Here is a 20,838-nt window from a genome sequence, read left to right on the forward strand (position 1 = left end):
TTTATCGCCAGATAGAGTATAACAACATTAAGCGTTCGGCTGTGCTATGAGAACGCACTGATTATTGCCGGAATAACGTCCTTTGCGTCGTTCAGATTAACACATAAGAGTTAATGCAAAGGCGGGGGATACGATAGGGAATGATTTATTTTATCCCGGTTGGCCGTCTTTGTCTTTAAGATTCAGGAGAGTGCATGGAGTTCAGTGTAAAAAGCGGTAGCCCGGAAAAACAACGCAGTGCCTGTATTGTCGTCGGCGTATTCGAACCGCGCCGTCTGTCGCCGATTGCCGAACAGCTCGACAAAATCAGCGACGGTTATATCAGTGCCCTACTGCGCCGCGGCGAACTGGAAGGGAAAGTGGGCCAGACATTGCTGCTGCACCATGTACCCAATGTGCTGTCCGAACGTATCCTGCTTATTGGCTGCGGTAAGGAACGCGAACTGGATGAACGCCAGTACAAGCAGGTTATCCAGAAAACCATTAATACGTTGAATGACACCGGGTCAATGGAAGCCGTGTGCTTTTTGACCGAGCTGCATGTCAAGGGACGTAATACCTACTGGAAAGTGCGCCAGGCGGTGGAAACCTCCAAAGAGTCGCTATATACCTTCGACCAGTTGAAAAGCAATAAGGCCGAACCGCGCCGGCCGCTGCGCAAGATGGTGTTCAACGTTCCCACCCGCCGCGAGCTGACCGGCGGCGAACGCGCCATCCAGCACGGCCTGGCCATTGCCTCCGGCATCAAGGCCGCCAAGGACCTGGGCAATATGCCGCCTAATATCTGCAATCCGGCCTACCTGGCATCCCAGGCGCGCCAGTTGGCGGATAAATACGGCAAGACCACCACCACCCGCGTTATCGGCGAACAGCAGATGAAAGAGCTGGGCATGAACGCCTACCTGGCGGTCGGCCAGGGTTCGCAAAACGAATCGCTGATGTCGGTTATCGAATATAAAGGCAATCCGGACCCGGAGGCGCGTCCGATTGTGCTGGTGGGCAAGGGATTGACCTTTGATGCCGGCGGCATCTCCATCAAGCCCGCCGACAGCATGGACGAGATGAAATACGATATGTGCGGCGCCGCCACGGTTTACGGCGTGATGCGCATGGCGCTGGAGTTGAGCCTGCCGCTGAACCTGGTGGGCGTGCTGGCGGGTTGCGAGAATATGGTCGACGGCCGGTCTTTCCGTCCCGGCGACGTGTTGACCACCCTGTCCGGCCAGACGGTGGAAGTGCTGAACACCGACGCCGAAGGCCGACTGGTGTTGTGCGACGCGCTGACCTATGTCGAGCGTTTCGACCCGGAGCTGGTGATTGACGTCGCCACCCTGACCGGCGCCTGCGTTATCGCGCTGGGCCATCACCTGACCGGGCTGATGTCCAACCATAATCCGCTGGCCCACGAGCTTATCGCCGCCGCCGAGCAATCGGGCGATCGCGCCTGGCGCCTGCCCTTGGGGGACGAGTTCCAGGAACAGCTGGAGTCCAATTTTGCCGATATGGCCAATATCGGCGGCCGTCCGGGCGGCGCCATTACCGCCGGCTGCTTCCTGTCCCGGTTCGCCCGCAAATACAGCTGGGCGCACCTGGATATCGCCGGCACCGCCTGGCGTTCGGGCAAGGCCAAAGGCGCCACCGGGCGTCCGGTTTCCATGCTGGCGCAGTTTCTGCTCAATCGCTCGGGTCTCAACGGTGACGAATAGGCCTAAAAAAGGTAAACTTACCGGGTGGCCCAGGCCGCCCGTTATTTTTTCCGCCATCCCCTCTCAGGCTTAATAAAAAGGGTACATGAAAAGCGCCACCTTTTATCTTCTCGACCGGCAGGATCTCCAGGACGGACTTAGCGCCGTGGAACGCCTTGCCTGCGATCTGGCGGCGCTCCACTGGCGCGCCGGCAAAAGGGTGCTGATAGCCTGCGGCGATGAGGATCAGGCGCTGAAGCTGGATGAAGCCTTGTGGCAGCGGGATCCGGCCGCCTTTGTCCCGCATAACCTGGCGGGCGAGGGGCCGCGCTATGGCGCGCCGGTGGAACTGTGCTGGCCGAAGCGCCGCGGCAACGCGCCGCGCGAGCTGCTGATAAGCCTGCTGCCGCAGTGCGCGGATTTTGCCTCCGCTTTTCATGAAGTGATAGACTTCGTCCCGGACGAAGACGCATTAAAACAGTTGGCGCGCGACCGGTATAAAGCCTATCGCAGCGTCGGCTTCCAATTGACCACGGCCACGCCGCCAACGCAGTGAAATACGACGCATAATGGAAAAGACATATAACCCGCACGATATCGAGCAGCCGCTGTACGAGCACTGGGAAAAACAGGGCTATTTCAAGCCGCATAACGATACCAGCAAAGAAAGCTTCTGCATCATGATCCCGCCGCCGAACGTGACCGGCAGCCTGCATATGGGTCATGCCTTTCAGCAGACCATTATGGACATTATCGTGCGATACCAGCGCATGCAGGGCAAAAACACCCTGTGGCAGGTGGGGACCGATCATGCGGGCATCGCCACGCAGATGGTGGTGGAGCGTAAAATCGCCGCCGAGGAGGGCAAGACCCGCCACGATTACGGCCGCGACGCCTTTATCGAAAAAATCTGGCAGTGGAAGGCGGAATCCGGCGGCACCATTACCCGCCAGATGCGCCGCCTGGGCGCCTCGGTGGATTGGGAGCGCGAGCGTTTTACCATGGACGCAGGGCTGTCCGACGCGGTGAAGGAAGTGTTCGTCCAGCTGTTTAAGCAGGATTTGATTTATCGCGGCAAGCGCCTGGTGAACTGGGATCCAAAACTGCGCACCGCCATTTCCGATCTGGAAGTGGAAAACCGCGAATCCCAGGGGTCGATGTGGCATTTGCGCTATCCGCTGGCCGACGGCGCCAAAACCGCCGACGGGCTGGATTATCTGGTGGTGGCCACCACCCGCCCGGAGACCATGCTGGGCGATACCGGCGTGGCGGTCAATCCCGCGGATCCGCGTTATAAGGACCTGATTGGCAAATACGTGCTGTTGCCGCTGGTCGGCCGCCGTATCCCCATTCTCGGCGACGAACATGCCGATATGACCAAGGGCACCGGCTGCGTGAAGATCACTCCGGCCCATGATTTCAACGACTATGAGGTCGGCAAGCGCCACGGCCTGCCGATGATCAATATCCTGACCCTGGATGGCGATATCCGCGAACGGGCGGAGGTATTCGATACCCTCGGCGAGGCAAGCGAGGCCTGGAGCGGCGAGATCCCGGCGCAGTTCCGCAACCTGGAACGCTTCGCCGCCCGCAAGGCGGTGGTCGCCGCCTTCGACGCCCTGGGCCTGCTGGACGAGATCAAACCCCATGCCCTGACCGTGCCTTATGGCGATCGCGGCGGCGTGGTGATTGAGCCCATGCTGACCGACCAGTGGTATGTGCGCACCGCGCCGCTGGCGAAAGTGGCCATCGAGGCGGTGGAAAATGATGACATCCGCTTTGTGCCCAAGCAGTATGAAAATATGTATTTCAGCTGGATGCGCGATATCCAGGACTGGTGCATTTCCCGCCAGCTGTGGTGGGGACATCGCATCCCGGCCTGGTACGACGCCGCCGGCAAGGTCTATGTCGGGCGCGACGAGGCCGAGGTGCGCCGTGAAAACGGTCTTGATGCCTCGATGGCGCTGCGCCAGGACGAGGATGTGCTGGATACCTGGTTCTCCTCGGGATTATGGACCTTTTCCACCCTGGGCTGGCCGGAGCCGACCGAGGCGCTGAAGACCTTCCACCCCACCAGCGTGCTGGTGAGCGGCTTTGACATTATCTTCTTCTGGATTGCCCGCATGATCATGCTGACCATGCATTTCGTCAAGGATGAACAGGGGCGCCCGCAGGTGCCGTTCAAGACCGTGTATATGACCGGCTTAATCCGCGACGACGAAGGCCAGAAGATGTCGAAATCCAAAGGCAACGTTATCGACCCGCTGGACATGGTGGACGGCATTTCGCTGCCGGCGCTGATTGAGAAGCGCACCGGCAACATGATGCAGCCGCAGCTGGCGGACAAAATCCGCAAGCGCACCGAAAAGCAGTTCCCGCAGGGCATCGAGCCGCACGGCACCGATGCGCTGCGCTTTACCCTGGCGGCGCTGGCCTCCACCGGGCGCGATATCAACTGGGATATGAAGCGCCTGGAAGGCTATCGCAACTTTTGTAATAAGCTGTGGAACGCCAGCCGCTTTGTGCTGATGAATACCGAAGATAAGGATTGCGGCCAGCATGGCGGCGAGATGAGCCTGTCCCTGGCGGATCGCTGGATCCTGGCGGAATTCAACCGCACGGTGAAAGCCTATCGCGACGCGCTCGACGGCTACCGTTTTGATATGGCCGCCAATATTCTGTATGACTTTACCTGGAATCAGTTCTGCGACTGGTATCTGGAGCTGACTAAACCGGTAATGACCGGCGGCGGCGAAACCGAGCTGCGCGGCACCCGCCATACGCTGGTGGACGTGCTGGAAGGTTTGCTGCGCCTGGCGCATCCTATCGTGCCGTTTATTACCGAAACCATCTGGCAACGGGTGAAAGCGCTCAAGGGCATTACCGACGATACCCTGATGCTGCAAGCCTTCCCGCGGTTTGACGCCGGGCTTGACGACGCGCAGGCGCTGGCGGACGTGGAGTGGATTAAACAGCTGGTCATCGGCGTGCGCGCCATTCGCAACGAGATGAATATCGCCCCCGGCAAACCGCTGGATGTGCTGGTGCGCGGCGCCACCGCGCTGACCCGCCGGCGAATTGCGGATAACCGGAGCTTTATCCAGACGCTGGCGCGGCTGCAGAGCCTGGATATCCTGGCGGACGGCGAGAAAGGCCCGGTTTCCATCGTCAAGCTGGTGGAGGAAGGCGAACTGCTGATCCCCATGGCGGGCATTATCGACAAGGCCCTGGAGCTGGACCGGCTGGCCAATGAAGTGCTGAAGATCGACACCGAGATCGGACGCATCGAGAGCAAGCTGTCCAATGAGGGATTCGTCGCCCGGGCGCCGGAAGCGGTGGTGGCGAAAGAGCGGGAAAAACTGGCGGGTTATGCCGACGCCAGGGCCAAGCTGCTGGAACAGCAGGCGACCATCGCCAATTTGTAAAAGAAGACGGGTGTTTAACATTCGGGCGTTTGCTGCCAAAGCAGTGTAGATGTTTAACATCCGTTTAATTTGTTTGCATCGTCGGCACCGGCGATGCTATTACTCATAACAATAAAGCCAAAACTTTCGTGTATTTTTCTTTTTTTGGGTAATGACGATGTCCACAGCTACTTCAGTCAATATTCTGGTGCGACCCATTACGCCGGAAGATAATCATGCCATTGCCGACGTCATTCGCCAGGTATCGGCCGAGTTCGGCCTGACGGCGGATAAGGGCTATACCGTCTCCGACCCGAACCTGGATAACCTGTACCAGCTCTATAGCCAGCCCAAGAGCGCATACTGGGTGATTGAGTTTGAGGGCAGGATTGCCGGCGGCGGCGGCATCGCGCCCCTGGCCGGCGCGCGCGCGGATATCTGTGAACTGCAAAAGATGTATTTTTTGTCGGTCCTGCGCGGGCGCGGCCTGGCCCATGAGCTGGCAGTCAAGGCGCTGGACTTCGCGCGCGGCCAGGGGTTTACCCATTGCTACCTGGAAACCACCGCCGCCCTGACGCGGGCCATATCGCTGTATGAGCGGCTGGGGTTTGTCCATATCGACGGCCCGATGGGCCATACCGGACATGTGGATTGCGAAGTGACGATGCTCAAGCCTCTTGGCTGATCAGTGGCGGGTGCCGTTGTCATCCTGGTCGAGCAGGCCGCGAACCGGCGTAGCGGAACCGTCCACGCCGTCTTCGCCTTCCCCGTCCTCTTCATCGTCTTCGCCGTCTTCCCCATCTTCAAAGTAGGTGCCCCAACCGTCATAGTTGACGCCCAGGCGCTCGGCCAGGGTAAACAGCTGTTCGACCTGGGTGTCGATAAGATCCGCGTTGAGGGCGATTTCGCTTATGGCGTCGCAGCACATCAACACCGAGCCGTCTTCGACCTCCAATTCCTCGGCATCGGTGACTTCATAGCCCAGCTTGAAGGCTTCGACCGCGGCTTTTTCCAGCGTATCGAAATTCTCGGCGGAGAGATGGTGCTCGATGGTGTAAAGCGCTTCCGGGTCGCTTCCATCTTCCAGCAGCTCTTCGATAATCAAACGTGTTTCGTCACGCTGCTCTTCCAGAAATTGATGTGCCATGCCCTCAATCCTCAATGCGTCTATCGGCCTGTTAGGTACCCATTTTCCCACAGCCGGGGATAAGGCTCCAGCTTAAACATGAAAGAATTGATATCAACACTTGAAATTGAATATTCATACATATAAAGTGAATTTAAATTCAATTTACATTTGATTGAGATTGGAGAACGCTGCATATGAGTCAGTTCTATCACCGTCATTTCCTGAAATTATTGGATTTCACCCCCGATGAGATCCATGAATTACTGGCGCTGGCCGCCAGCCTGAAGCGGGAAAAACAGTCCGGGCGGGAAAAGCCGCGCCTGGTGGGCAAGAATATCGCGCTCATCTTCGAAAAAGACTCGACCCGTACCCGCTGCTCTTTCGAAGTTGCCGCCTTCGATCAGGGCGCGCGCGTGACCTACCTTGGCCCGAGCGGTAGCCAGATAGGCCATAAGGAATCGATTAAGGATACCGCCCGGGTGCTGGGCCGCCTGTATGACGGCATTCAATATCGCGGCTACGGTCAGGAGATCGTCGAGACACTGGCGCATTATGCCGGCGTGCCGGTGTGGAACGGCTTAACCACCGAATTCCACCCCACCCAGTTACTGGCCGATCTGCTGACCATGCAGGAACATTTGCCGCAAAAAACCTTGGCGCAAATGGCGTTCGCGTATGTCGGGGATGCCCGTAACAATATGGGCAACAGCATGCTGGAAGCGGCGGCGCTGACCGGACTGGATTTACGCCTGGTGGCGCCCAGCGCCTGTTGGCCGGATAAGCAACTGGTGGCCAGGTGTCGTGAACTGGCGCGGCAGCGCGGCGGCGATATTACCCTGACCGAGGAAATCGCGGCGGGTGTGCGGGGCGTGGATTTTATCTACACCGACGTGTGGGTTTCCATGGGCGAGGACAAAGCCATCTGGGGCGAGCGCATCGCCCTGCTGCGTCCCTATCAGGTCAATATGGCGATGATCCGGCTGACCGGCAACCCGCAGGTAAAATTCCTGCACTGTCTGCCCGCGTTCCATGACGACCAGACCGGGGTAGGCAAACAGATGGCCCAACAGTATGACCTGGCCGGCGGCATGGAAGTGACCGACGAGGTATTTGAATCGGCGCACAGCGTGGTGTTCGATCAGGCGGAAAACCGGCTGCATACCATTAAAGCGGTGATGGTGGCCACGCTGGCGCAAGACTAGGCGAATGGGATTGCCGGCCCGCCCGCACAGGCAGCTTAAGCCGGCGTGGCGGGATAAAAGGGTAAAGCGCGGAATGACGCTTTTCTTCCCCTCAGTCCCACCTCAAGCGCAGGTACGCATGCGCTGTCATGCCGCACGGTTGTTTTATTAGCGGACCAACGCGGTATCGATTTTTACCACCGCTTTGCGCACGTGGGCCGGCGCGCCGACCGCGCACAGCGGTTTATGCACTTCGCCGGGGTAATAGACCACAAAATCGCCCGCCTGCATCACGAACTGTTTTTCCTGTTCGCCCGCGGCCAGGAAGGCGATATCCTTATCCGCCAGCGAGTCGATATCGGTCTTGCCGGCCGGCAGGTTGCTGAAGGTCATCCCTTCCACGCCGTCCAGCACGATCTGGATATCCAGATATTTTGCGTGGAACTCGGCGCGACGCTTCTCCAGCAGATCGGTGCTGTCGTTGGAAATCAGGACAAATACCCGGTTGCCTTCGATATCATGCTTGCCCAGCGGCGTCTCATGGGTAATGTGTTGTTTGACGTACTCGATGGCTTCACGCAGCTTGGCGGGCAGGTAGGGCACAAGATCTAAGTGGTGGATATTACCGGTGATCATAATTTTTCCTTAAAATGAAATAACGTTTCATTGTAAAACAGATGGCGCGCGAAAAAGGAGAGTTATTTAACACTTATTTTGATTAGCAAGCCAATCGTTTGCTTATTCAGAAATATCGACCTCTTGCCGCTTGAAGTGTGCCGGCACGCGAGTATAATTCCGGGCAGTTTACCGGGAGGATTAATGAACAGCTGCGTAATTTTCGATGCCTATGACTATTTCCACCTGCCCGCTGGCGGGCAGCTGCCGCTCCCGTTGCCCGTTTTTATCTATTCGTATCAGGCCCCTCGTTGAGGGGCTTTTTTTTGCGCGCAATCCCGGACCGCGGCCTACACTTGCGCAAGGCCGGCGTCAACGACACTCGTAAGGAGGAAATACATGGCTAACCCCCTTTATCAAAAACACATCATTTCCATCAATGACCTTAACCGCGAGGAACTGGAGCTGGTACTGCGCAGCGCAGCCGGCCTGAAGGCCCGTCCGCGGCCGGAGCTGCTAAAGCATAAAGTGGTGGCCAGCTGTTTTTTCGAGGCCTCCACCCGCACCAGACTGTCGTTTGAAACCGCCATCCATCGCCTGGGCGCCTCGGTGGTGGGATTCTCCGACGCCGGCAACACGTCGCTTGGCAAAAAGGGCGAAACCCTGGCGGATACCATTTCGGTCATCAGCACCTACGTCGACGCCATCGTCATGCGCCATCCGCAGGAGGGCGCGGCAAGGCTTGCCACCGAATTCTCCGGCGGCGTGCCCATCCTCAACGCCGGCGACGGCGCCAACCAGCACCCGACCCAGACGCTGCTCGACCTGTTTACCATTCAGGAAACCCAGGGACGGTTGAACAACCTCAACGTGGCGATGGTCGGCGATCTGAAGTACGGCCGTACCGTCCATTCCCTGACCCAGGCGCTGGCCAAGTTCGAGGGCAACCATTTTTTCCTTATCGCCCCGCAGGCGCTGGCGATGCCCGCCTATATCCTGACGATGCTGGCGGAAAAAGGCATCGGATACAGCGTGCACGCCACCATTGAGGAGGTGATGCCGCAGTTGGATATACTCTATATGACCCGGGTGCAAAAAGAACGGCTGGACCCCTCGGAGTATGCCAACGTCAAGGCCCAGTTTGTGCTGCGCGCCGTGGATTTGCTGAAGGCGCGCGATAATCTCAAGGTGCTGCATCCGCTGCCCAGAGTGGATGAAATCGCCCATGAGGTGGACGACACGCCTTACGCGTATTATTTCCAGCAGGCCGGCAACGGCATATTCGCGCGCCAGGCGTTATTGTCCCTGGTGTTAAACGAGCAACCGGCGGGTTAAGGGGAAAGATGATGACTCAGGATAATAAATTGCAGGTCGAGGCAATCAATCGCGGCACGGTGATTGACCATATCCCGGCGCAGGTGGGTTTTAAGCTGCTGACGCTGTTTAAGCTGACCGCCACCGATCAGCGTATAACCATCGGGCTGAACCTGCCGTCGAACCAATTGGGGAAAAAAGATCTCATCAAGATCGAGAACGTATTCCTTACCGAACAGCAGGCGAACCAGTTGGCGATGTACGCCCCGCACGCCACCGTCAATCGCATCGATAACTATGAAGTGGTGCGCAAGCTGACCCTTACGCTACCGGATCGGATCGACGGCGTGCTGACCTGTCCCAACAGCAACTGCATTAGCCGCAGCGAGCCGGTGGCCTCGGGTTTTACGGTGAAAAGCCGCGACGGCCAGGTGCATTTGAAATGCAAATATTGTGAAAAAGAATTCGAGCATCAGGCGGTTATCCAGAACGCCTGAGCTGGGCATACGCCGGTTTAATCTTTATAATGACCGGCGACGCTTTTCTCTTTCGCCTCTCAACACCAGGAGCCAGCATGTCCCGTATTATCAGCACTGAAAACGCACCGGCAGCCATTGGACCCTACGTTCAGGCGGTCGACCTCGGCAGTCTGCTGTTCACTTCCGGCCAGATCCCGATTAACCCGAAAACCGGGCTGGTGGCCGATGATATCGCGGCCCAGGCGCGTCAATCACTGGACAACGTGCGGGCGATTGTGGAAGCCGCCGGCCTGCGGGTGGCCGATATTATTAAAACCACGGTGTTCGTCAAGGATTTGAACGACTTCGCCACCGTTAACGCCGTTTATGAAGGGTTTTTCACCGAACATAACGCCCCCTTCCCGGCACGTTCGTGCGTGGAAGTCGCGCGGTTGCCAAAAGATGTGCAGATTGAAATAGAAGCCATCGCCGTACGAGGCTAAGCCGTCCCGGCGCGCCGGCAACCTCAGTTGATCCAGTTCTCAATCAGCAAACCTTCAATCCGGCTGAATTCAACCGGATTATTGGTGACCACCACCAACCCCTCGCTGCGGGCATGGGCGGCGATATGCACTTCGTTTACCCCGATCGGCAGGCCCGCCAGCTCCAGATTGGCCCGAATATCGCCATAATGCCGCGCCGCTTTCGCGCCGTACCCCAGCACTTCCATGCGCGAAACAAAATTCTCCACCACCCGGTAATTACGCGCCGCATCCGCGCTTTTTTCCGCTGCGTGCAACAGCTCGGCCAGGGTTATGGACGATAGCACCATGCGCCCCGCATTGGCGTTGAAAAGTGACAGCATTTCCACCGGGCGCCGTTTTATCACGTAGATGACAAAATTCGTCTCGAGCATATATTTATACATTAGAATGACTCACGCTCAGGTTGCGATTGAGGGGGTTTTTCCTGCGGGAAATCCTCCGACACCGTCAGGTCGGATAAAAAAAAGTTATCCCATCGATTCTGCGCGGGAGAGATGATTCTTTCGTTGCCGACCGCCCGGACATTTACCACTTTCACATCATCGGCAAAACGTAATTCAGCCGGAATGCGCACGGCCTGCGAGCGATTATTGATAAAAATCGTACTGGTGGACATCCAACGTCTCCTTTAGCCTGTTTATTCATCAAAAAATTCTAGCTCATCGAGGTATATAGCAAATGTATACCGCAGACGGCCGCCTGGCTGCAACCGGTTAATTTCCCGCCCCATTTTGGGTAGCAAAACGCCAAGGTTTGCCCGCCCGCACCAAAATAACGCAAATGACCGCTCCAGGGCGCCGTTTTCTCACCTGGCCGCGGCTCCGGGACTGGCGCGCTTTATGCATGGGAAGTCGAGGGGGCTGTTAATGGCAGTGTAATCAGCGTAGCTGACCAGCAAAGGTAAAACAGATGATTAAAATAAATCTTTCCGGGTCGCCTTTTTTTGATGAAATGCTGTTGGCCGACGGCGGGCATCGCGGTCACTACGGCGCTTACTGGCAATGGTTGCAGCAGGCGGACCGGCACGCCATTCAGCAGAAAAAAGAGGAAGCCGAGCTGTTGTTCCACCGGGTGGGCATTACCTTTAACGTTTACGGAGAAGAAGGCGGCACCGAACGCCTGATCCCGTTTGACAGCGTGCCGCGCATTATCCCCTCCAAGGAATGGGCCTGGATGGATCGCGGCATCCGCCAGCGGGTCAAGGCCCTGAACGCCTTCCTTTATGATATCTATCACGGGCAAAATATCCTTAAAGCGGGCATCGTACCGACCGAGCAGGTGCTGGCCAACGAGCAGTATCAGCCCTGCATGCAGGGGGTCAATCTGCATAACAACACCTATGCGCATATCGTCGGCACCGATATGGTGCGTAACAGCGACGGCCATTATTACGTGCTGGAGGATAACCTGCGTACCCCGTCGGGGGTGTCCTACATGCTGGAAAACCGCAAAATGATGATGCGGCTTTATCCGGATCTGTTTGCCAGTCAACATATCGCCCCCATCGAGCGTTATCCCTTCGACCTGCTGCAAACCCTGCGCGAAAGCACGGCGGTGGAAGATCCGACGGTGGTGGTGCTGACGCCGGGGCGTTTTAACAGCGCCTATTTTGAACACAGTTTCCTGGCGCAGCAGATGGGGGTGGAGCTGGTGGAGGCCGCCGATTTGTTTGTTAAACAAGGCGCGGTGTTTATGCGCACCACCGAGGGACCGTACAAGGTAGACGTGATTTACCGGCGTATTGATGATGCCTATATCGATCCGCTGGCTTTTCGCGCCGACTCAAGCCTTGGCGTGCCCGGGCTGCTGTCGGTGTACCGCACAGGCGGCGTGGTGCTGGCCAACGCGCTGGGCACCGGCGTTGCGGACGATAAATCCATTTATCCCTATGTGCCGGAGATGATCCGCTTTTATCTTTCCGAGGAGCCGATCCTCGGCAATATCCCCACCTGGCAGTGCCGCGATCCCAGCGCCCTGTCCTATGTGCTGGCCAATCTGGAAAAGCTGGTGGTGAAAGAAGTGCACGGCGCCGGCGGCTACGGCATGCTGGTGGGACCGAAAGCCGCGCGCGCCGAGCTGGCCGAGTTCCGCCGGCGGTTGCTGGCCAACCCGAATAACTATATTGCCCAGGAGACGCTGGCGCTGTCCACCTGCCCGACCTTTGTCGAGGAAGGCCTGGCGCCGCGCCATATCGATCTGCGGCCGTTCGCCCTGACCGGCGATGAACTGCGGCTGGTGCCGGGCGGCCTGACCCGGGTGGCGCTGAACGCCGGCTCGCTGGTGGTGAATTCGTCCCAGGGCGGCGGCACCAAGGATACCTGGATAATGGAGGACGACGCATGCTAAGCAGAACCGCCAGCGAACTTTACTGGATGGCCCGTTACCTGGAACGGGCCGAGAGCATTGCCCGGGTATTGGACGTGACCTACAAATTGTCGCTGATGCCGGTCAGCAGCCAGCAAAACGAGGACTTGACCCTGCCGCTTAACCTGACCGGCACCCATGAGCTGTTCGAGGAGCACTATCCCCGCCTGAGCATGACCAATCTGCTGAACTTTTTTGCCCTGGATCCGCATAATCCCAGCAGCATTTACAGCTGTTTCGAGGCGGCCTGGAACAACGCCCATGCGGTGCGCGGCAGCCTGTCGTCGGAGGTATGGGAAAGTATCAACGCCACTTGGATCGAAATGAAGCTGATGCGCGGCAAAGGGGTGGCCAAGGTGGGCACCGATGCGTTTTTCGACTGGGTCAAGGAACGGGCGCACCTGTTTCGCGGCGCGATGTTCGGCACCCTGCTGCGCAACGACGCCCTGTGTTTTATCCGCCTCGGCACGCTTATCGAACGCGCCTACGCCACGGCGCAATTGCTGGGCGTCAAGGATCAGCAGCTGGATGCCGACTCCGATCCGGTGCGCGAATATTATCGTCTGGATACCCTGCTGCGCGCGGTCAGCGCCCGCGAGGCCTACCACAGCCTGTACAAACATCCCGTCAGCCGCGAAACGGTGGCCGAGCTGCTGGTGCTGCGCAACGATATGCCGCGCTCCCTGCGCGCCTGCGTGGGCGACGTGGTGCAGCAACTGGAGCGCATCGGCGGCCAGCGGGCCAATGTGCCCCGGCGGCTGGCCCATACCCTGAACGTAGAGCTGCGCTTCAGCACGCTGGATGAAGTGCTGGAACTGGGTTTGCAGGCTTATATGATGCAGTTCCAGGCCAAGATCAACGCGCTGGCGGAAAGCATCAACCATACGTATCTGGAGGCGTTATGAAACTGGCCGTCGATCACCTGACCCACTATCGCTACGATCATGAAGTCAAATTCAGTACGCAATACCTGCGCCTGACGCCGCAGAACTCCGCGCGGCAGCGGATTTTGGAATGGTCGCTGAACCTGCCGGAGCAGGCGACGCAGGTGACCGACGGGTTTGGCAACCTGCAGCACGTGCTGACCCTTGACCGGCCTCATGAGGTTATCGCCATCCGCGCCAAAGGGGTGGTGGAAATCGCCGATAACAGCGAGGAGATCGCGGAGGAATGCGGTCCGCTGTCGCCGCTGGTTTTCTTGCGATCCAGTCCGCTGACGCAGGCGGACGAGGCCATCCGCACCTTCGCCGCGCGATTTTACCGCTCCGCGGCCGCGGACGAAAGCCTGCGCGAGCTGATGGCCGAACTGCGCGAACGCATGCCCTATACCCCCGGCGCCACCCAGGTGCAGGATTCGGCGGCTAAAGTATTTGCCGCCCGGCACGGAGTCTGTCAGGATCATTCCCATGTGTTCCTGGCCTGTTGCCGCAGCCTGCATATTCCCGCGCGCTACGTCAGCGGCTATATTTACAGCGAAGACACCAAGCACGTGGCGATGCATGCCTGGGTGGAAGCGTGGCTGGATGAGCATTGGCAAAGTTTCGATATCACCAATAATACCTGTAATACCAGCCAGCATCTTAAGCTGGCGGTCGGCTTCGATTACCTTGACGCCTGTCCGGTGCGCGGCTCGCGTATCGGCGGCGGCTATGAAGAAATGTTTTCGCAGGCGACCGTGGAACAAACCGAGAGCGGCCAGCAGCAAAACCAGGCCGGCGGGCAACAACAATAATGTGTTTTACGAGGATATACTGCGATGACCTACTGCGTGGCGATGCGCCTGTCGGGCGGACTGGTGTTTGCCTCCGACTCCCGTACCAATGCCGGAGTGGATCATATCTCGACCTTTCGCAAGCTGCACGTATTGCATCAGGACAGCGAACGTACGCTGGTGCTGCAAAGCGCCGGCAACCTGGCGACCACCCAGAGCATTATCAATCTGCTGCGCCTGCGCGCCAAAGATATGGAGCGGCCGAATCTGCTGACCGCGCCTACCCTGTTCGACGCCGCCAGCCTGATTGGCGAAACGGTGCGGGAAGTGATTTTCCGCGACAGCAGCGCGCAGCAAAGCGGCACCAGCACCGATTTCAGCTGTAGCATCCTGTTGGGCGGACAGATCGCGGGCGAAGGCCCCAGTCTTTTCCATATCTATCCGGAAGGCAATTTTATCGAGGCCACGGAAGATACGCCTTACTTCCAGATTGGCGAGAGCAAATATGGCAAACCGATTATCGATCGGGTGCTCACCTATGACACCACCCTGGAGCAGGCCATGTGCTGCGCGCTTATCTCCATTGATTCAACCCTGCGCAGCAACCTGTCGGTGGGCCTGCCGCTGGATGTGATGATTTATCGCCGCGACAGTTTCGCCTGCGACGAACAGTACCGCATTACCGAGAATCACCCGTACTTCGCCGCCATTCGCAAAGGCTGGTCAGAGGGACTGCTTAACACCTTTTTACAGATGCCGCCGCTAAAACTGTAGCAGGACTGACGCCGGTTGCGGGTGCGGCCACCGGAGGACGGGCCGGGGCACCCATTGCGTATCCGGGCGCCCGCCGCTGTATTGTGTTCTCATACGGTCGGCCAACGCCTCATCGCCTATCTGTTCAGCCCGCTCTATAACCGATAAAATAATGACCCGCGGTTTCCCTCGCCAACCGGATTGTTCAAAAGGCTATCGCCAGCCGTATCGGCGCACAAACCATCCTTTGACGGACTGGACCAATGCCATATAACCGGCCAGTATTGCCACCAGCCATGGCCAGTAGCCGCCCGGCAGCGCCTGCAGGTGCAGCAATCCGGCCACCGGCGTAAACGTCATGCCGACGGTTGCGACGATGACCGTCAGGGTGGTGACGCCAAGCGCCCAGGAAGGACGGCTTTGCAAAAACGGGATTCTGCGCGTGCGCAGCATATGCACCACCAGGGTTTGGGACAATACGCCCACCACAAACCAGCCGGTCTGGAACAGCGTTTGCTGTTCGGGCGTATTGGCCTTGAATACCCACCACATCAGGCAAAAGGTCAAAATATCGAAAATAGAACTGATAGGGCCGAAAAACACCATAAAACGCCCTAGATCCCGGCTGTGCCAGCGTTGGGGCCGCCGCAGCTGATCCTCGTCCACCTTATCGAACGGGATGGCAATCTGGGAGATATCATAGATGAGGTTTTGTACCAGCAGATGCAATGGCAGCATCGGCAGGAAAGGCAGGAAGGCGCTGGCCACCAGCACGCTGAAGACGTTGCCGAAGTTGGAGCTGGCGGTCATGCGGATATACTTCATCATATTGACAAAGGTGCGCCGGCCTTCGATAACCCCCTCCTCGAGCACCATCAGGCTTTTTTCCAACAGGATAATGTCGGCCGCCTCCTTGGCGATGTCCACCGCCGAGTCCACCGAGATGCCGATATCCGCGGCGCGCAGCGCCGGCGCGTCATTGATGCCGTCGCCCATAAACCCGACCACGTGGCCTTCCCGGCGCAGGGCGCCGACGATGCGCGCCTTTTGCAGCGGCGTGAGTTTGGCGAATACCGTGGTAACGCGGGCCACAAGCGCCAGTTGCCGATCGTCCATGCCTTCGATCTCATCGCCGGTCAGCACCCGGTCCACCGCCAGCCCGACGTCCCGGCAGACTTTGGCCGCCACCCGTTCGTTATCGCCGGTGAGTATTTTGACCGTGACGCCATGCCGTGCCAGCGCCTCCAGCGCAGGCCCGGTACTCTCTTTCGGCGGATCGAGAAAGGCAATATACCCTTCGAGGATCAGATCCGATTCATCCCGCCGGCTGAAATCGCCGCAATCCGTGGCCACCGGTTTAGCGGCCACCGCCACTACCCGCAACCCCTGAAGGGAAAGCTCGCCGGTCACTTCGCTGATATGCGCCAGCAAATGGTCGCCAAGGGGCACAATCTCGTCGCCGTGGCGCACCCGGCTGCAGACGCCAAGCACTTCCTCCAGCGCGCCTTTGCAAATTAGCCGCGCCCGGCCGTCGTCGGTTCCAACGATTACCGACATGCGGCGCCGCTCAAAATCAAAGGGTATCTCGTCGATTTTATGCCATTGCGCCTGCGCCAGCCCGGCGTCTTGCGGCGTCATTTTTTCCAGTACCGCCTTATCCAGCAGGTTTTTCAGGCCGGTCTGGTGATAACTGTTAAGCCAGGCGTTTTGCAGCACGCGATCGCAACGCGTACCGAACGCATCGGTATGGCTGGCCAGCACGATTTTATCCTGGGTGAGCGTTCCGGTTTTATCGGTACACAGGATATCCATCGCGCCGAAGTTCTGGATGGCGTCCAGCCTTTTGACTATGACCTTCTGACGCGACAGCCGTACCGCCCCTTTCGCCAGTGAGGAGGTGACGATCATCGGCAGCATTTCCGGCGTCAGGCCCACGGCCACCGAGAGCGAGAACAGCGCGGCTTCCCACCAGTCGCCCTTGGTAAAGCCGTTGACCAGCAGCACTATCGGCGTCATGACCAGCATGAAACGGATCAGCAGCCAGCTGACCCGGCTGATGCCAAGCTGGAACGCATTCGGCGGCGCGCATTGCACCGTGGATTGCCCGGCCAGTTGCCCGAACCAGGTGCGATCGCCGGTGCCGATGACCAGCGCCTGCGCGGTGCCGCTTACCACGTTGGTGCCCATAAAACACAGGTTGCCGCACTCCAGCGGGTTGCGGCCGGGATCGGCGCAGCAGCCGGCTTTTTTTTCCACCGGCAGCGCTTCGCCGGTCAACGCGGCCTGGCCGATAAACAGATCCCGAGCCTGCAGGATACGCAAATCCGCCGGTATCATGTCCCCCGCGGACAGTTTCACGATATCCCCCGGCACCAGGTTCACCATGGCTATTTCCTGGTACACGCCGCCGCCGTCCGGCCCGTCGGCGCGCAGTACCGTGGCGGTATTGCTCACCATGGCCTTAAGCGCGTCGGCGGCCTTGTTGGAGCGCGCCTCCTGGATAAAATTAAGCAGGGTGGCAATCATCACCATCAGGGCAATCACCACGGCGGCAATGAGGTCTTCGGTGCCGTAGGAGACGATGCCCAGCACCGTCAGCAGGATATTGAAGGGATTGCGATAGCAGGACCATAAGTGTCGCCGCCAGGTCAGCGGCTGCTCGGCGGCCACGGTGTTATGACCATACCGCCGGTGGGCGATGGCGACCTCGGCCGCGTCCAGGCCCTGCGGGCGGCTGGCGAAACGCTGGTAGAGGCCGGCTTCAGTGGCCTGCGCGCACTCCAGGCATGCCCGGGCCAGCGCCGTGGGTATGTTGCGCCCGGCGCCGGGTTTCATCCCTTCCAACATCAAATCCCGCTGGAACAGGCGACGGGGTAAGTGATGATAGATGCGCGTGAACAGTTGACGTGCGTAAATCTTGATCATGATGCTGTCTTCCTTGCCGCTCCGGGTGAACATCGCCGGGAAAGGCAAAAGGGTGACTCAGCAGAAGAACGTTGCTCCTGCCTACCGTTAATCATCCGGCAAGGCAGGCGCAAAAAAAGCGGGAGGCATTACCGGATGGGCGAATAACAATCAGGGTTGGGTACGGGGTCCATATAGGTGATCCACCTCCGGTGAGATAAAAAAAACATGCGGTTGACGACAAAACCGCCTGCTGAAACACGAAACTACTGTCCCTGGCGCGGTAACTTCTTTAGGGTAGTAAAGTTTAGGGCTACAAGTCTCAACGCAAAATAAACACAATTCGGTTTGTCGGCTGATAATGGGACCTTTGGGTTACAACAGCACGTTTTGCCCCGCCGATAGACATTTGCCATCACTTCACGACGGAAAACAACCGGGAGATTAACGCATCGATAATCATAACGACGCCAATGACAATCCGACCCCCGCGGGCCGGCGTTGGGGCGAAGGTTAGCATGACGGCTCCTTGGTGGCGCAACGGCGTTATTTACCAGATTTACCCGAAAAGTTTTCAGGACAGCACCGGCAATGGTCTTGGCGATCTGGCCGGGATCACCCGGCGGCTGGATTACCTGCGCCTGCTGGGAGTAGATGCGCTGTGGCTGACGCCTGTCTACAGCTCGCCCCAGGTGGACAGCGGTTATGATATCGCCGATTATTACGCCATCGACCCGGCCTACGGCACGCTGGCGGATTTTGACGCCCTGGTGGCCGGCGCCCATCAGCGGGGCATGCGCATCATTATGGATATGGTGCTTAACCACAGCTCCACCGCCCATCCCTGGTTTATCGCCTCTAAAGACCCGCTCAGTCCGTACCGCCGTTATTACTTCTGGCGCGACGGCCGGGACGACGGCCCGCCCAACAACTGGCTGTCCAAATTCGGCGGCAGCGCCTGGCACCAACCGGGGCCGGGCGAGCCTTATTATCTACACCTTTATTCCCGCGAGCAGGCGGATCTGAACTGGGATCATCCGCCGCTGCGCGCGGAGCTGAAAAAAATCTGCCGGTTTTGGGCCGATCGCGGCATCGACGGCCTGCGCCTGGACGTGATCAACGTGATAGCCAAGCACCCGGACCTGCCTGATGCGCCACAAGGCGACGGCCGGCCTTTTTATACCGACCTGCCGCGGGTGCAGGATTATCTGCGTGAAATGAACCGGGAAATCTTTACCCCGCTGGGCCTGGCGACGGTTGGGGAAATGTCGTCCACTTCCCTGGAAAAATGCCGGCATTACGCCAATCTCAACGGCGAACAGCTTTCCATGGCCGCTCATTTCCATCATCTTAAGGTGGATTACGCCGGCGGAGAAAAATGGGCGCCGACGCCGCCGGACTTTGTGCTGCTCAAGCGGATCTTCAGCCGCTGGCAACGCGGGATGCACCGCCATGCCTGGAACACACTGTTTTGGTGTAATCACGATCAGCCGCGCATCGTTTCCCGTTTCGGCGACGAGGGTGAGCTGCGGGAGGTATCGGCCAAGATGCTGGCCATGGCGCTGCACGGCATGCAGGGAACGCCGTTTATCTACCAGGGCGAGGAGTTGGGCATGACCAATCCCGCGTTTCGCGCCATTACCGATTACCGCGACGTCGAAAGCCTGAACATGTATGCCGAGGCCATGGCGCGTGGCCAGGACCGTCAGCGCACGCTGGACGTCCTGGCCGCCCGATCCCGCGACAACAGCCGCACGCCGATGCAATGGGATGACGGCGTCAACGCCGGTTTCACCACCGGCACCCCGTGGATTGCCGGCGCCGGCAACGCCGACCGGATCAACGCCCGGGCCGCCCTGGCCGATGCGGACTCGATATTTTATTGCTATCGGCAGTTGATCGCGTTGCGCAAAACCCTGCCGATCCTGACGGCTGGGGATTACCGCGATCTGTGCCCGGCACACGCCACGATATGGCATTACCGCCGCGCCTGGCGCGGCCAGCAGCTGCTGGTGCTGGCGAATTTGAGCCGGCAACCCCAGGCGTGGCGACCGGCATCGGGCTGTAGCGGCACATGGCGGCGGCTGATGAGCAATTATGCCGATACGCCGCCTGCGCCGCAGCCGCTTACGCTGCGGCCCTATGAGGCGGTTTACTGGTTAAGTGAATGAACCCAAACCCTTCGCGGCGCACATTCCCGCAGCGAGTGGCGAGCGTCTTTTACATGCACGACCCACAGTAAAACTCCAGGATTTTCACCACAAATTATTTTTTTTCCGCTTTGGCTCACCTTGGGAAATTTTATGATTTATTTTCAGCAGCATAAACCGCGACGGCTCTTTTTTGGCTAAAAACCGCGCTGTACAACTCTTCGGCCGGGGGCGATTTTTATTGCGTTAGGTCAAGTTTAGTTACATTTGAGTAGCTCATACTCTATATCTAGTGGCACTATTCATAATAACGAACTAGATATAGTGTTTACCTGTTCTACCGCTAGTATCGCACCGGGGGTCGCCAACCGGAAAAACGATCGGCAAGACAGGTAGCACCTAACCCGCCCTCAGGCGTACAAGGAGTCGCATCGTGAAACCGGTAGTGATCAAACGAGACGGTTGTCAGGTCAATTTCGATGAAGAACGCATCTGCCAGGCCGTCAAACACGCTGCACAGGCAGCCGACGTCGAAGATAACGAGTATTGCGCCGCCGTCGCCGCCTCGGTGGCGGAACAAATGAACAGCCGTTCCCACGTGGATATACGCGATATCCAGGATGCC

19 protein-coding genes are annotated in these 20,838 nt (G+C 58.5%); 14 read left to right on the plus strand and 5 right to left on the minus strand.

Annotation, left to right across the window (positions count from 1 at the left end; genetic code table 11):
* The first annotated feature begins 194 nt into the window (after positions 1-194).
* The 4 genes from pepA (at position 195) to VGC33_RS22095 (ending at position 5,774) form a co-directional block, all read left to right on the plus strand.
* On the plus strand, positions 195-1,706 hold the full coding sequence (gene pepA, locus VGC33_RS22080; RefSeq protein ID WP_331122916.1) for a leucyl aminopeptidase: 1,512 nt from the start codon (positions 195-197) through the stop codon (positions 1,704-1,706).
* An 85-nt stretch (positions 1,707-1,791) separates the two neighbouring features.
* Positions 1,792-2,241: a DNA polymerase III subunit chi gene (locus VGC33_RS22085; RefSeq protein ID WP_331122917.1), complete on the plus strand. Its 450-nt coding sequence runs from the start codon at positions 1,792-1,794 to the stop codon at positions 2,239-2,241.
* Positions 2,242-2,254: 13 nt separating this feature from the next.
* Complete coding sequence (locus VGC33_RS22090) at positions 2,255-5,110, plus strand: valine--tRNA ligase (protein ID WP_331122918.1); 2,856 nt, start codon at positions 2,255-2,257, stop codon at positions 5,108-5,110.
* 157 nt (positions 5,111-5,267) lie between these two features.
* Complete coding sequence (locus VGC33_RS22095) at positions 5,268-5,774, plus strand: GNAT family N-acetyltransferase (protein ID WP_331122919.1); 507 nt, start codon at positions 5,268-5,270, stop codon at positions 5,772-5,774.
* Here VGC33_RS22095 and rraB read toward each other — a convergent pair whose 3' ends face one another.
* Positions 5,775-6,236 carry a ribonuclease E inhibitor RraB gene (gene rraB, locus VGC33_RS22100; protein ID WP_331122920.1) on the minus strand — a complete coding sequence of 154 codons (462 nt, stop codon included), beginning with the start codon at positions 6,234-6,236 and terminating at the stop codon, positions 5,775-5,777.
* A 176-nt stretch (positions 6,237-6,412) separates the two neighbouring features.
* Between rraB and argF the strand changes: the two genes are divergently transcribed.
* Positions 6,413-7,420, plus strand: a complete 1,008-nt coding sequence (gene argF, locus VGC33_RS22105) for an ornithine carbamoyltransferase (RefSeq protein WP_331122921.1) — start codon at positions 6,413-6,415, stop codon at positions 7,418-7,420.
* A gap of 147 nt (positions 7,421-7,567) precedes the next feature.
* On the opposite strand, the gene VGC33_RS22110 is transcribed toward argF, so the two are convergent.
* Positions 7,568-8,035 (minus strand): NanQ anomerase/TabA/YiaL family protein, encoded by a 468-nt coding sequence (locus VGC33_RS22110; protein ID WP_331122922.1) that lies wholly within the window; start codon positions 8,033-8,035, stop codon positions 7,568-7,570.
* Positions 8,036-8,413: 378 nt separating this feature from the next.
* On the opposite strand from VGC33_RS22110, the gene pyrB reads away from it, so the two are divergent.
* The 3 genes from pyrB (at position 8,414) to ridA (ending at position 10,289) form a co-directional block, all read left to right on the plus strand.
* Entirely contained in the window at positions 8,414-9,349 is a 936-nt protein-coding gene (gene pyrB, locus VGC33_RS22115; protein WP_331122923.1) for an aspartate carbamoyltransferase, read from the plus strand.
* An 11-nt stretch (positions 9,350-9,360) separates the two neighbouring features.
* Positions 9,361-9,825: an aspartate carbamoyltransferase regulatory subunit gene (gene pyrI, locus VGC33_RS22120; RefSeq protein ID WP_331122934.1), complete on the plus strand. Its 465-nt coding sequence runs from the start codon at positions 9,361-9,363 to the stop codon at positions 9,823-9,825.
* A 77-nt stretch (positions 9,826-9,902) separates the two neighbouring features.
* Positions 9,903-10,289 carry a 2-iminobutanoate/2-iminopropanoate deaminase gene (ridA, locus tag VGC33_RS22125; protein WP_331122924.1) on the plus strand — a complete coding sequence of 129 codons (387 nt, stop codon included), beginning with the start codon at positions 9,903-9,905 and terminating at the stop codon, positions 10,287-10,289.
* A gap of 23 nt (positions 10,290-10,312) precedes the next feature.
* Here the strand turns inward: ridA and vapC are convergent, their stop codons facing one another.
* A complete protein-coding gene (gene vapC / locus VGC33_RS22130; RefSeq protein WP_331122925.1) occupies positions 10,313-10,714 on the minus strand; it encodes a tRNA(fMet)-specific endonuclease VapC in 402 nt (133 codons plus the stop codon).
* Positions 10,714-10,947 carry a type II toxin-antitoxin system VapB family antitoxin gene (gene vapB, locus VGC33_RS22135; RefSeq protein ID WP_331122926.1) on the minus strand — a complete coding sequence of 78 codons (234 nt, stop codon included), beginning with the start codon at positions 10,945-10,947 and terminating at the stop codon, positions 10,714-10,716. The genes vapC and vapB overlap by 1 nt, the downstream gene beginning before the upstream one ends.
* A gap of 293 nt (positions 10,948-11,240) precedes the next feature.
* On the opposite strand from vapB, the gene VGC33_RS22140 reads away from it, so the two are divergent.
* Genes VGC33_RS22140 through VGC33_RS22155 form a run of 4 tightly spaced genes read left to right on the plus strand, consistent with a single transcriptional unit; the run spans position 11,241 to position 15,180 of the window.
* Positions 11,241-12,677: a circularly permuted type 2 ATP-grasp protein gene (locus VGC33_RS22140; RefSeq protein WP_331122927.1), complete on the plus strand. Its 1,437-nt coding sequence runs from the start codon at positions 11,241-11,243 to the stop codon at positions 12,675-12,677.
* Positions 12,671-13,600 (plus strand): alpha-E domain-containing protein, encoded by a 930-nt coding sequence (locus VGC33_RS22145; protein ID WP_331122928.1) that lies wholly within the window; start codon positions 12,671-12,673, stop codon positions 13,598-13,600. The genes VGC33_RS22140 and VGC33_RS22145 overlap by 7 nt, the downstream gene beginning before the upstream one ends.
* A complete protein-coding gene (locus tag VGC33_RS22150) occupies positions 13,597-14,427 on the plus strand; it encodes a transglutaminase family protein (RefSeq protein ID WP_331122929.1) in 831 nt (276 codons plus the stop codon). The genes VGC33_RS22145 and VGC33_RS22150 overlap by 4 nt, the downstream gene beginning before the upstream one ends.
* A 24-nt stretch (positions 14,428-14,451) precedes the next feature.
* A complete protein-coding gene (locus VGC33_RS22155; protein ID WP_331122930.1) occupies positions 14,452-15,180 on the plus strand; it encodes a proteasome-type protease in 729 nt (242 codons plus the stop codon).
* 192 nt (positions 15,181-15,372) lie between these two features.
* On the opposite strand, the gene mgtA is transcribed toward VGC33_RS22155, so the two are convergent.
* Complete coding sequence (gene mgtA, locus VGC33_RS22160) at positions 15,373-18,087, minus strand: magnesium-translocating P-type ATPase (RefSeq protein ID WP_414636977.1); 2,715 nt, start codon at positions 18,085-18,087, stop codon at positions 15,373-15,375.
* Between the two features lie 494 nt (positions 18,088-18,581).
* Between mgtA and VGC33_RS22165 the strand changes: the two genes are divergently transcribed.
* Positions 18,582-20,234, plus strand: coding sequence for an alpha,alpha-phosphotrehalase (locus VGC33_RS22165; RefSeq protein WP_331122932.1), 1,653 nt, complete (start codon positions 18,582-18,584; stop codon positions 20,232-20,234).
* Between the two features lie 412 nt (positions 20,235-20,646).
* Positions 20,647-20,838: ATP cone domain-containing protein (locus tag VGC33_RS22170; protein WP_331122933.1), on the plus strand; the 192-nt coding region annotated here is incomplete at its 3' end.

This window comes from Acerihabitans sp., assembly GCF_036398755.1.
Taxonomy (GTDB): Bacteria; Pseudomonadota; Gammaproteobacteria; order Enterobacterales; family Enterobacteriaceae; genus Acerihabitans.